This is a genomic window from Aquibacillus halophilus (assembly GCF_009649745.1).
In the GTDB taxonomy this organism is placed as follows: domain Bacteria; phylum Bacillota; class Bacilli; order Bacillales; family Amphibacillaceae; genus Aquibacillus; species Aquibacillus halophilus.
Window position 1 is genome coordinate 216,608 of record NZ_WJNG01000007.1, and the last position, 12,427, is coordinate 229,034.

Below are 12,427 nucleotides of genomic sequence, written 5' to 3' on the forward strand. Positions count from 1 at the left end.
AGATAAGGGAATGGTATTATAGAACTCATAAATCGACAGGATACAATCAATAAATTATAATTAAAAATAATGTAAACGATAAAGGAGGATTTATTAATGAAAGGTCAAACGTATATAATTTTAGCATTAGTTTTTGCAGTAATAGTAGCTATCTTTGCTGTAATTAATGTTGATCCAGTTGAAGTGAACTATTTATTTGGAACCGGCGAAGCTCCTTTAATATTGGTTATTTTAGTATCCGTCCTAATGGGTGGAATTATAACAGCTGCAGTCGGGGTTGTCCGTTTGCTTAAGCTACAAAAAGAAATTAGAGTACTTAATCAAGAGAAAAAGGAATTGGAAGAAAAAATTGGAAGTGCTGATCAACAAAAGGAGACAGATGATGAAAAGCCTTTAACAGCAAGTCAACTAGGACAAAATTCAAGTGAATGACAAAATTAATAACTGTTTGCTACCCCTGATACACTCTTGTATAATAAGTGAGTCAGGGGTGAATTTATGATACCAAGTAAAGCGAAATGGAAATTTACATATTCGAATGATGATCTTCCGCATTTTGATCATCAACTTTCCATATCATCACTAACGGAACGACTTTTAGTACAACGTGGTATTAGTACAAATGAAGAAGCACAAAGATTTCTAACACCTGAGCTAACCCACCTCCTTAATCCTATGTTATTGAAAGATATGGATAAGGCAGTTGCTAGAGTGAAACAAGCAATTGTAAAAGGTGAAAGTATTTTAGTTTTTGGTGATTATGATGCTGATGGTGTGAGTTCAACTACTTTAATGGTAGAGGCATTACAAGAACTTGGTGCCATTTGTGATTATTATATTCCAAATCGTTTTACTGAGGGATACGGTCCTAATGAGGATGCATTTAAAGCAGCACATAAACAGGGGTACACCGTAATTATTACTGTTGACACAGGTATAGCTGCAGTTCATGAAGCAGAAGTAGCAAAGCAATTAGGTATTGATCTAATTATTACTGATCATCATGAAGAACAGGAAGTACTTCCAAATGCATTTGCAATAATTCATCCAAAGTGTTCACCCGAATACAGCTTTAAGGAACTTGCAGGAGTTGGGGTAGCTTTTAAATTTGCACAAGCATTGTTAGGCTACTTTCCAAATCAGTTTCTAGACTTAGTTGTGATTGGCACAATAGCTGATTTGGTTCCGTTGGTTAATGAAAATAGAGTGCTGGCACATTTCGGGTTAAAAGCTATAACTAGTACAAAGCGACCTGGTTTAGTAGCATTGAAAAATAATTGTAATATAGAAGGAGCAGTTACAGAGGAAAATATTGGTTTTTTAATTGGACCTAGAATAAATGCTGTAGGACGACTACAAGATGCTAATGCTGCAGTTGATTTGCTACTAACTAAAGATATGGTACAAGCAGATGAATTGGCTCAGTTTATTGACCAACTAAATCAAGAGCGTCAAAAAATAGTTACTGAGATTTCGAAAGAAGCTGAGGAACTAGTAGAAGCAGATTCAACGGGTATGAATGAGAAAGTTATTATTGTTGCTAAAGAAGGATGGAACGAAGGCGTGTTAGGGATTGTAGCGTCTAAGTTAGTTCGAATATATGATCGCCCAGCAATTGTGCTGTCGATTAATAAAGAAAAAAAGACAGCTAAGGGTTCCGCTAGAAGTATTGCAGCTTTTGATTTGTTTTCAAATTGTATGCAAATTAGGAAAGACTTCATAAATTTTGGTGGACATGCTCAGGCAGCCGGGATGACACTTGCTGAGGAAAACATTTCCGTTATACGTAAAAAGCTAAACCAACTGGCATCAGAACAGTTGTCTGCAGATGATTTTAAACAATTACTGACAATAGATCATACAGTCGAAATAAAGGATTTAGATGTTTCATTAATCGTTGAGCTAAATAAGCTTGCACCTTTTGGAATGGGCAATCCTAAACCGTTATTTCATGTTCGTGCGGTTCCAACTGAGCTTCGTCAAATAGGAAATCAAAAAAACCATTTAAAAATGTCTATAGAACAAGCAGAAGCCAAATTAGACAGTATTGGCTTCGGAATGGGTGATATGTATTCAAAAATATCACCAAATGCCGAAATGGATTTAATTGGTGAACTTGAAATTAATGAATGGAATGGCAAGCGAAAAGTCCAACTTTTACTAAAAGATTTGGCTATTACAGAGTGGCAATTATTTGATTATAGGGGTTCAAAACACTGGAGAAAGCAGTTAATCCCGCTATTAGGCGAGCAAAGTGCAGCAGTAACCTTTCAAACTATTGATGGTACCGGTTCACTTCCTCCGGAAATAAATCATGTACAGATAGACGAAAACTGGGAAGTTGACTATGAATTAACTATGGTTGAGGATTTAATTTTACTAGATTTACCTAATTCACTGGAACAGCTAGCTCAGGTTATAAAGGCAATTAATCCTAGTAGAATCTATGCCTGTTATCTTGTTCACGAAGGTCATTATTTTAATTCTATACCAAATCGAGAAGACTTTAAATGGTTTTATGCTATGTTACTAAAGCATAAAGAATTTAACATCTCAGTCGATACACCAAAGCTGTCAAAACATAAAAGCTGGAAGCCAGAAAAGATTAGGTTTATAACTCAAGTGTTTTTTGAACTTGAATTTGTTAAAATAGAAAATGGTATACTAAAGCCTCATTCACAACCGTCAAAAAAAGATTTGACGGAGGCACCTATATATCAACAAAAATTAAATCAATTAGAAATAGAAACTACTCTTTATTACTCAAACTATAAGGAATTAAAGAAATGGTTTACAAGTGAAATGAATGAGGTTGTTTCGCCTAAGGAGGAAGTTACTCATGGATTATAAGAAATATATAACTGTTGTTGAAGATTGGCCTAAGAAAGGTGTTAGGTTTAAAGACATTACGACATTAATGGACAATGGTACGGCATATAAGGCAGCTGTAGATGAAATAGTGAAATACTCTGAAGATCTTAATATTGATATTGTAGTTGGCCCTGAAGCAAGAGGTTTTATCGTGGGTTGTCCAGTAGCTTATGCATTAGCAATTGGATTTGCTCCGGTAAGAAAAGAAGGCAAACTTCCCCGAGAAGTAATAAAGGTTAACTACGGTTTGGAATATGGTGAAAATGTATTAACTCTCCATAAAGATGCAATTAAACCTGGACAACGTGTTCTTATTACTGATGATTTATTAGCAACAGGCGGAACAATTGAAGCGACTATTAAGCTTGTAGAAGAGCTAGGTGGGGTTGTTGCGGGTTGTGCTTTCTTGATTGAATTAACATATTTAAATGGACGAGACAAATTAGAAGGTTATGATGTATTAACTTTAATGAAATACTAATTTAAAGGAGTGCTCCTTGAGAGTACTCCTTGTTTTCCTAATATATTCACAAGTTTTTTCTATAAGGTCAATTTATATTTGATATTAAATTTCCTTTTAAAAAGTATAGAGAATGCATTTGTATCTAATGTACTAAAAGGAATCCAAGAAAAAGGAATAGTTTTTACTATTCAAACTAGTTAATTACTCTTATAATGATAAAAACTGACCATTTCTAAATGAGCAGAGTAAAAAGGACAAAGGTGATAAAATGTCGAAGGATAATATTTTGTCAGCTGAAGACGTTATTAAGCAGGCTGCTCAATATCTTTCTGAAAAAGATACTGACTTTATTAGTCGTGCTTATAAATTTGCTGAAGAAGCACATCAAGGTCAATTCCGTAAATCTGGAGAGCCTTATATTATACACCCTATCCAAGTTGCAGGGATATTAGTTCATTTAGAATTAGACCCAGAAACTATAGCTGGTGGTTTTTTGCATGATGTGGTGGAAGATACTGATGTCACCGTCAAACAGTTGGAAGAGGAGTTCAATAGCGAGGTTGCTTTGTTAGTTGATGGTGTATCTAAGCTTGGTAAGATAAAGTATAAATCGAAAGAAGCACAGCAAGCTGAGAATCATCGGAAAATGTTTGTTGCAATGGCGAAGGATATTCGTGTTATTTTGATAAAATTAGCGGACAGGCTACACAATATGCGGACACTTAAGCACTTACCACCAGAGAAGCAACGAAGAATTTCTAATGAAACATTAGAAATTTTCTCACCACTCGCACATAGATTGGGAATTTCGACAATTAAATGGGAGTTAGAGGATACGGCTCTAAGGTATTTAAATCCACAGCAGTACTATCGGATAGTCCATTTAATGAAACAAAAGAGAGAAGAAAGAGAACACTATATTGAAGAAGTAATGCAGGAAGTACAAAATCAATTAGAAGATGTGAACATAAAAGCTGAATTTTCCGGCAGACCAAAACATCTATATAGTATATATCGAAAAATGGTTCTTCAAAACAAACAGTTTAATGAAATTTACGACTTATTGGCAGTTAGAATCATAGTGAAAAGTATTAAAGACTGTTATGCAGTTCTAGGAATTATCCATACGTGCTGGAAGCCAATGCCAGGTAGGTTTAAAGACTATATCGCTATGCCTAAACCCAATCTCTATCAATCCTTGCATACGACTGTTATTGGACCAAAAGGGGCACCCTTAGAGGTTCAAATACGAACGACTGATATGCATGAAATTGCTGAATTTGGAATCGCTGCACATTGGGCATATAAAGAAGGTAAGAGAATTGATCAACAAAAAACCAATTCAGATGAAAAATTAACTTGGTTCAGGGAAATTCTCGAATGGCAGCAAGAAACTCATGATGCTGAGGAATTTATGGAATCCTTAAAAGTGGATTTATTCTCGGATATGGTTTATGTCTTTACACCTAAAGGTGATGTGATTGAATTACCTGCTGGTTCTGTACCACTCGATTTCGCGTATAAAATCCATACAGAAATAGGGAATCAAACAATCGGTGCGAGAATTAATGGGAAAATGGAGTCATTAGATTATAACTTGAAAAATGGTGACATTATTGAAGTTATGACCTCAAAGCATTCGTATGGCCCGTCACAAGATTGGCTGAAGATAACACAAACATCACAAGCCAAAAATAAGATTAAACAGTTTTTCAAAAAACAACGACGAGATGAAAATGTTGCAAAAGGTAAGGAATTAGTTGAAAAAGAAATTAAGATATCTGGATATGATCCAAAAGAAGTTCTTACTTCTTCAAATATTAAGCTGGTTGCGGAAAAGTTTAATTTTTCTAATGAAGAGGACATGTATGCAGCTGTTGGGTATCAAGGAATTACTGCAGCTCAGATTGTAACAAGATTGACAGAAAAACTTCGGAAGTTAAATAAACAAGACCAAGATCTCGAACAGACTTTAGAAGGCGTAAAGAGCACTAATCTTAAAGCCCCTTCATCACATAGGAAGGATTCTGGTGTAAGAGTAGAAGGAATTGACAATTTACTCGTGAGATTATCAAAATGTTGTAATCCTGTTCCTGGTGATGAAATTGTTGGTTATATTACTAAGGGCAGGGGAGTCTCCGTTCACCGGGAAGACTGTTCAAATATCAATACTGAAGAAGCACAAGACAGAATTCTACATGTCGAATGGGAAAACTCAGATACTCAAACAAAACAATATCACGTTGACCTAGAAATTTCAGGTTTTGATCGCCGTGGTCTATTAAATGATGTCTTGCAGGCTGTTAACGAAACAAAAACTAACATCATTGCTGTAAACGGTAAGTCAGACCGCAATAAAATGGCCTTAATCCATCTTACTATTCTTATTCACAACACTAGTAATTTACGTAAAATTGTTGATCGTTTAAAACAAATTAAAGATGTATACACAGTAAAAAGAATGTTGAATAGTTAGGAGTATTTTAGCTATGAAAGTAGTAATCCAAAGAGCCGAAAACGCTAATGTTACAGTGAATAAAGAAATAATTGGTCAAATTGATTATGGACTAGTAGTACTTGTCGGTATTACCCATGGTGATACGGAAGAAGATGCTAAATATTTAGTAAATAAAATTATTAATTTAAGAATATTTGAGGACGATGCAAATAAAATGAACTTATCTCTTAAAGAGATCGGTGGCAGTATTTTATCAATTTCACAATTTACTCTTTATGGTGATACACGTAAAGGAAGAAGACCGAATTTTATGTCTGCTGCTAGACCTGAACAGGCAAACAGATTGTACGAACAGTTTAATTCATATATATCTGCAGAGGGTATTCCATTAGAAACTGGAATATTTGGAGGAATGATGAATGTACAATTGACAAATGTTGGACCTGTTACATTAATAATAGATAGTGCAGAAAAATAACGAAACAAACAAAGCCCCCTTGTAAGTGACGAGGAGGCTTTGTTTGTTTATCTAACCATCTTGGTTTAATAGGAAAAAAATTCATTTAATCCATTGATAATACCTTTTGAAATCTTCTCTTGAAATACACTAGATTGAATGTTCTGTTCTTCAGAAATATTTGATATAAATCCTAACTCTAGTAAAACAGAAGGCCGATGACTTTCTCTTGTTACTTGAAAACTTTCTTGATGAATCCCACGATCATCCATTGTCGTTGCTTTAAGTAATTCTTCTTGGATGGTCGTTGCGAGAATACTATCTCTCTCAGAATAATAATAAGTGCTTGCCCCTTTAGCAGATGGGAATTGAGGTGTGCTATTATAATGGATACTCAAAAATACATCCGCATTCATGGCGTTGGCCAAACTAGCTCGTCCACTTAAAGATAAGTAATTATCATGGGATCTAGTAAGAATCACATTTGCACCTAATATTTCTAAGTAATACTTAAGTTTCTGTGCTGTTATTATTGTATATTCTTTTTCGAAGTTTCCACTTGCACCAATAGCTCCAACATCTCTTCCGCCGTGTCCAGCGTCAATTACAATAGTTTTATCTTTCACAGAAGGTGCCCCATTAGTTAATGAACCATCAGTACCTACTGACCAATCGGGGATATAGGCCCTTTCTTCGTTCCATTGAACCTCATACCAACCTCCAACGTGGTCAAACACCTCCAATGTAGTACCCTGATTTACGTTCCCAATTATTTCGTAGTCAGTTGAAGGGCCTTCTCGTAAGGTCGTTTTATCGTGAATAATTGTCACGGATTGGTTACTGATAATATTTTTATCTTCACCTTGCTCCACGGTCTCAGTACCTTGGATAGAAATAAATTCTTTTGTTATCCATCCAGTTCCCTGCTCCAATTGTATCTCAATCCAGCCATTTTGTTCTCGGATGATTTCATAAGTTTCTTCCTCGTGTACTTGCATAATAGTGTCAAAATCAGTCCCTGGACCATTTCTAACATTTAAATTATTAACATTAATCAACGCTTCACTCGCATAAACAATCGATGAAATGGACAAGATTATCAATATACTAGTTATTAGAGTAAGTACGTACTTTTTACTTGTCAACATTATATTCCCCCACAAAATTTTAACCAAGTATCGTCTCATAACCAAAAGGCAGGAGATAAACACTTTGATGATTATTTTCAATCTATAGTTTGGCTATTTCTTATTAAATTAAAGATGTAGTAATTGTTCGAAAATTAAAATGGACTTAACCCTTCTTATATTAATAAAAAATATGTACAAAAGTCAAAGAGAAAAGGAGAATGTTTTTTGCGATTAAATAATAAGCAAGCGAGTACTCATACAATGAAAGATATATACGGGGTGAATTTACACAAGTTCATGGAAATCGAAGGTAACTCTAATAGTATCGAGATTGCTGAAGAATTTGGTGTGTCTTTAAGGGAAGTGAAAAAATTAAAAGAAAAGCTGAATCGTTCTTGACAAGTTCTGCAGCAAACATTATGATTATAAACAATTCTAAAAAAAGAATTATTGGTTCTAAACATATATCAATTATAAATAAAAGCTAATGATGGAAAAAGTAATTAAGGTTCATATGGAAAAGAGAGAGAATACCTTGGGCTGTGAGTATTCTTGCATAAAGACTTAATGAAAGACATTCCGTAGGTTCTGTATTGAAATTAGTAAGTACAGACGTTTTGCAGGCGTTAACTGTCCAAGGTGGAAGCTTATGGCTTTAACTAGGGTGGCAACGCGGGTAAACTCTCGTCCCTTATTCAAGGGACGAGAGTTTATTTTTTTTTGTATTTAAATAACCACTGTAATTTTTTTGTAGCATCGGTTTTAGAAAAACTAGATTTCGATTTGTTAAATTTCCCGACCAAAACAGTGGTTATCTATACATATATAGAAATTGTAAACCATTTTATATTCAACTTAAATAGGAGGGGTAGCTATGAATATGCAAGCACCAAGGGGTACGCAAGATTTATTACCTGGAACTACCGAAAGTTGGCAATATGTTGAGAGAAAATTAAATGATATCTGTCATCGTTTTAATTATAAAGAAATCAGAACACCAATATTTGAACATACCGAACTTTTTCAAAGAGGTGTTGGTGATACAACAGATATCGTTCAAAGAGAAATGTACACGTTTAAAGATCGTGGCGATAGAAATCTAACACTTAGACCTGAAGGAACAGCTTCAGTTGTACGTGCTTTTGTTCAAAACAAACTTTTCGGGCTACCTAACCAACCAACAAAGGTTTTCTATTTTGGTCCTATGTTTCGCTATGAAAGACCACAACAAGGCAGAATGCGACAGTTTGTCCAATTTGGAGTTGAAGCCCTTGGAAGTGCAGATCCTGCGATTGATGCTGAGGTTATCTCACTAGCAATGAGTTGCTATCAAGAATTAGGTCTACGCTCTTTAAAATTAGTAATTAATAGTCTAGGTGATACAGAAAGTCGCGAAAATCATCGAAAGGCCTTGATTAACCATTTTGAGCCACATAAAGATGAGCTTTGTTCAGATTGTCAGGTCCGACTTGATAAGAACCCACTCAGGATTCTTGATTGTAAAAAGGATCGTGATCATCCTGCAATGCAATCAGCTCCATCGATTTTAGATTATTTGAATGAGGACTCAGGTCAGTATTTTAACAAGGTGAGACACTACTTAGATGAAATGGGAATTAACTATATTGTTGATAAAAACCTTGTTCGTGGTCTAGATTACTATAACCATACTGCTTTTGAAATCATGAGTGATGCAGAAGGCTTTGGGGCTATCACAACTCTTTCTGGAGGTGGTCGTTACAACGGTCTTGTGGAAGACTTAGGAGGCCCTGAGACACCTGGAATTGGATTTGCCCTTAGTGTTGAACGTTTACTAATGGCACTAGAAGCAGAAGGAATTAATCTGCCAACAGAAGATGTTGTGGATTGCTATATTATCGCCTTAGGAGAGGAATCAGTCACTGAAGCTGTCCGTCTTACTTATAAACTTAGAAAAGCTGGGTTACAGGTTGATAAAGATTACCAAGATAAAAAGTTCAAAGCTCAATTTAAGACTGCTGATCGGCTAAATACTAAATATGTGATTGTACTTGGAGAAAATGAGTTAGAAAAAAATGTTGTTAATGTTAAGGACATGCACTCAGGGGAGCAACAAGAAGTTGGGATAAATGAATTAGAGAATTATTTGTTAAATGAACTACAGGGAGGGAAATAGTATGCCAAACGAAAGATATCTGGCTGGAACACTAAGGGAGCAACACGTGAAACAAACAGTTAATCTTAAAGGGTGGGTTCAAAAGAGACGTGACTTGGGTGGTTTAATTTTTGTTGACTTAAGAGACCGTTCTGGACTTGTGCAAATTGTTTTTAATCCTACTATTTCTGAAACAGCATTAGCAACGGCTGAAAAAATAAGAAGTGAATTTGTTATTGAGGTTACTGGAGAAGTTGTAAATAGAGACAAGTCTACAATGAATCCTAAGATGGAAACTGGAAACATTGAAGTAGTTGTTGAAGAAATTACAATTATAAATCAAGCTAAGAATCCTCCTTTTCAAATTCAGGATGATTCAGATGTTGCTGAAGATTTACGACTAAAATACCGTTATTTAGATTTGCGTCGTGAGCCTATGCAAGAGACATTTAAATTAAGACATAAAGCGACCCAATCAATTAGAAGCTTTTTGAATGCTGAAGAGTACTTGGAAATGGAAACACCAATGTTAACGAAAAGCACACCAGAAGGGGCTCGAGATTACTTAGTACCAAGCCGAGTTCATCCTGGACACTTCTATGCATTACCACAGTCACCTCAGTTGTTTAAGCAACTATTAATGGTAAGTGGTTTTGAAAGGTATTTTCAATTCGCGCGTTGTTTCCGTGATGAAGATTTACGAGCTGACCGTCAACCGGAGTTTACTCAGATTGATATTGAAACATCATTTATGACGAGTGATGATATTATGGCTATGACTGAACGAATGATGAAAAAAGTAATGAAAGATGTTAAGGGACTGGATATAGAAACACCGTTTAAGCGGATGGGATATGATGAGGCATTGGAGCGGTACGGTTCTGACAAACCTGATACTAGATTTGGAATGGAACTTGTTAGTGTATCTGAAATAGTCGAAAATTCAGGATTTAAAGTGTTCAGTGGTGCTGTGTCGAATGGTGGTAAAGTAAGTGCTATTAATGTTAAAGGTGAAGCAACTAACTTCTCTAGAAAAGATATTGATCACCTGACAGACTTTGTTAAGATATATGGAGCGAAGGGTTTAGCTTGGCTTAAAATGGAGCAGAACGAGTTGAAAGGACCCATTTCAAAATTCTTATCTGATCAAGAAGTAGAAGCATTGAAGTCAACACTACAGGTTGAAGAAGGAGATCTCTTACTATTTGTAGCTGATAAGACAAGTGTGGTGTACGACAGCTTAGGTGCATTGAGAACTAATCTAGGTAAAAAGTTACAATTGATTGATGAATCAATCTTTAATTTTCTTTGGGTAACAGATTGGCCTTTATTGGAATATGATGAGGAACTTGGTCGATATTTTGCAGCCCACCATCCATTTACGATGCCAGCTACAGAAGATATAGATAAATTAACATCAAATCCGGGTGAAGTGAAGGCACAAGCTTACGACCTCGTCTTAAACGGCTATGAATTGGGTGGAGGTTCACTCCGTATATACCAAAGAGAGATGCAAAATAAAATGTTTGAAGTTCTAGGATTTACAGAAGAGGACGCACAAGAGCAGTTTGGTTTCCTTCTTGAAGCATTAGAATATGGTGCACCACCCCATGGGGGAATTGCACTTGGTTTTGATCGTTTTATTATGCTACTAGCAGGTAAAACAAATTTACGTGACACCATTCTTTTTCCTAAAACAGCCTCAGCATCATGTTTACTTACAGAGGCACCTGGTGGTGTGAGTACAAACCAATTAGATGAATTACATCTTGCTCATAAAGAGAAAAAGTAAAACACCTGTCGTGTAATTGTAAAAAATGTTACAGAATAGACATATGGATAGCTCTTGAAAAGCAAAAAAAAATGTGCTATTCTTTTTATACAAACAATAGAAATTGCTTACAATTTATTAATAATTTTTAGTATCAATCCTGATGTGTACGTCCCATTATTGACGTTTTGACCGAACATCAATAAATATGGGAGCCTCCGTTTTCAATTGGCGTGCAAGCCTCATTATTATAATTGAGGAAGCATAATACTTGAAACAAGGCACCCACCTGCTAAGAGCGGGATCAAAACTCATTCGAAATGACGGCACAATTGGGATTGATACAATACATAGTTTTAAAGCCTTAAGAGCTATTCTCTTAAGGCTTTTGTTTGTTCAATAGGAATAGTAATCTGTGTAAGTTTACTTTGCGACTTGTTCTAAGTTACCGTTTTTCTCCATCCTAAAAGCTGGAGTTGATGTGCTATTATCATCGTCAAAAACAACCATTTTTCTTGCACGATCCATAATTTGTATTAGGACTTGATAGTCTTCTTGAATCGTATTAAGTTGTTCATGTAATTGAACCATTTTCTTTTCTGTTGCGTTCTTTTCTTGAAGAAGCATTTCATTTTCCTTTTGTAACTTTTGAATACTATTCTTCGATCGATTAGATTCGTAGTAATCTCTCTTTAATGTTTCTAAATAGTCTATGACATTATCTAAATTTAATGTGCTAGGTGTATTTGTCATGGTAGGGATATTTGTTTCCACTGAAAAATCTTCCATTTCAACCTGTTCTTCCATGTTTTCCATATTCATATTGGAAATAACGTTATTACGTGGAATGGTACTTTGCTGCCTAGCTAATGCTCTCTTCTTTTCTTTGCGTTGTCTTTTCGCAATAGAAACCGCCTGATCATACCTTTGTCTTACTTCTGCATTCCAGCGAAAACCACATGCTGCTGAGGTTCTGTTTAATTTATCTCCTACTTCTTCAAATGCATTTAGTTGCGTACTTCCTTCTCTTATGTGACGTAAAACTGTTTCCGCCAATAATAGGTCATCTTCATGGGACCATGCGTCCTGTCTAACTTTTACCAAGAAACTCCACTCCTTTATTTTGTTTACTTTTACATCTAA

Annotated in this window: 10 protein-coding genes, 1 other RNA gene and 1 other annotated feature; of the genes, 9 read left to right on the forward strand and 2 right to left on the reverse strand. The window is 35.4% G+C overall.

Annotated elements, in window-relative coordinates; genetic code table 11:
• The first annotated feature begins 96 nt into the window (after positions 1-96).
• The 5 genes from GH741_RS09970 to dtd all read left to right on the forward strand — a co-directional run bounded on the left by GH741_RS09970 (position 97) and on the right by dtd (position 6,270).
• Positions 97-432, forward strand: coding sequence for a LapA family protein (locus GH741_RS09970; protein WP_153736650.1), 336 nt, complete (start codon positions 97-99; stop codon positions 430-432).
• Between the two features lie 66 nt (positions 433-498).
• A complete protein-coding gene (gene recJ / locus GH741_RS09975; protein WP_153736651.1) occupies positions 499-2,850 on the forward strand; it encodes a single-stranded-DNA-specific exonuclease RecJ in 2,352 nt (783 codons plus the stop codon).
• Positions 2,840-3,352, forward strand: a complete 513-nt coding sequence (locus tag GH741_RS09980) for an adenine phosphoribosyltransferase (protein ID WP_153736652.1) — start codon at positions 2,840-2,842, stop codon at positions 3,350-3,352. The genes recJ and GH741_RS09980 overlap by 11 nt, the downstream gene beginning before the upstream one ends.
• A 250-nt stretch (positions 3,353-3,602) precedes the next feature.
• A complete protein-coding gene (locus GH741_RS09985) occupies positions 3,603-5,810 on the forward strand; it encodes a RelA/SpoT family protein (protein WP_153736653.1) in 2,208 nt (735 codons plus the stop codon).
• Positions 5,811-5,823: 13 nt separating this feature from the next.
• Positions 5,824-6,270: a D-aminoacyl-tRNA deacylase gene (gene dtd / locus GH741_RS09990; protein ID WP_153736654.1), complete on the forward strand. Its 447-nt coding sequence runs from the start codon at positions 5,824-5,826 to the stop codon at positions 6,268-6,270.
• A 65-nt stretch (positions 6,271-6,335) separates the two neighbouring features.
• On the opposite strand, the gene GH741_RS09995 is transcribed toward dtd, so the two are convergent.
• Positions 6,336-7,397: an N-acetylmuramoyl-L-alanine amidase family protein gene (locus GH741_RS09995; RefSeq protein ID WP_170287604.1), complete on the reverse strand. Its 1,062-nt coding sequence runs from the start codon at positions 7,395-7,397 to the stop codon at positions 6,336-6,338.
• Between the two features lie 207 nt (positions 7,398-7,604).
• Between GH741_RS09995 and GH741_RS21605 the strand changes: the two genes are divergently transcribed.
• The 4 genes from GH741_RS21605 (at position 7,605) to ssrS (ending at position 11,627) form a co-directional block, all read left to right on the forward strand.
• Positions 7,605-7,778 carry a hypothetical protein gene (locus tag GH741_RS21605; RefSeq protein ID WP_170287605.1) on the forward strand — a complete coding sequence of 58 codons (174 nt, stop codon included), beginning with the start codon at positions 7,605-7,607 and terminating at the stop codon, positions 7,776-7,778.
• Positions 7,779-7,857: 79 nt separating this feature from the next.
• Positions 7,858-8,074 (forward strand) — a binding site (T-box leader).
• A 179-nt stretch (positions 8,075-8,253) separates the two neighbouring features.
• Entirely contained in the window at positions 8,254-9,534 is a 1,281-nt protein-coding gene (gene hisS, locus GH741_RS10000; RefSeq protein ID WP_153736656.1) for a histidine--tRNA ligase, read from the forward strand.
• A gap of 1 nt (position 9,535) precedes the next feature.
• Positions 9,536-11,305, forward strand: a complete 1,770-nt coding sequence (gene aspS, locus GH741_RS10005; protein ID WP_153736657.1) for an aspartate--tRNA ligase — start codon at positions 9,536-9,538, stop codon at positions 11,303-11,305.
• Between the two features lie 133 nt (positions 11,306-11,438).
• Positions 11,439-11,627: non-coding RNA, 6S RNA (gene ssrS / locus GH741_RS10010), on the forward strand.
• A gap of 80 nt (positions 11,628-11,707) precedes the next feature.
• On the opposite strand, the gene GH741_RS10015 is transcribed toward ssrS, so the two are convergent.
• A complete protein-coding gene (locus tag GH741_RS10015) occupies positions 11,708-12,388 on the reverse strand; it encodes an RsfA family transcriptional regulator (RefSeq protein ID WP_153736658.1) in 681 nt (226 codons plus the stop codon).
• Between the last annotated feature and the right edge of the window lie 39 nt (positions 12,389-12,427).

What these genes read in the sequence shown, in the direction of transcription:
- GH741_RS09970 (WP_153736650.1), top strand. Translation starts at nt 97, where the DNA reads ATGAAAGGTCAAACGTATATAATTTTAGCATTAGTTTTTGCAGTAATA.
- recJ (WP_153736651.1), top strand. Translation starts at nt 499, where the DNA reads ATGATACCAAGTAAAGCGAAATGGAAATTTACATATTCGAATGATGAT.
- GH741_RS09980 (WP_153736652.1), top strand. Translation starts at nt 2,840, where the DNA reads ATGGATTATAAGAAATATATAACTGTTGTTGAAGATTGGCCTAAGAAA.
- GH741_RS09985 (WP_153736653.1), top strand. Translation starts at nt 3,603, where the DNA reads ATGTCGAAGGATAATATTTTGTCAGCTGAAGACGTTATTAAGCAGGCT.
- dtd (WP_153736654.1), top strand. Translation starts at nt 5,824, where the DNA reads ATGAAAGTAGTAATCCAAAGAGCCGAAAACGCTAATGTTACAGTGAAT.
- GH741_RS09995 (WP_170287604.1), bottom strand. Translation starts at nt 7,397, where the DNA reads ATGTTGACAAGTAAAAAGTACGTACTTACTCTAATAACTAGTATATTG.
- hisS (WP_153736656.1), top strand. Translation starts at nt 8,254, where the DNA reads ATGAATATGCAAGCACCAAGGGGTACGCAAGATTTATTACCTGGAACT.
- aspS (WP_153736657.1), top strand. Translation starts at nt 9,536, where the DNA reads ATGCCAAACGAAAGATATCTGGCTGGAACACTAAGGGAGCAACACGTG.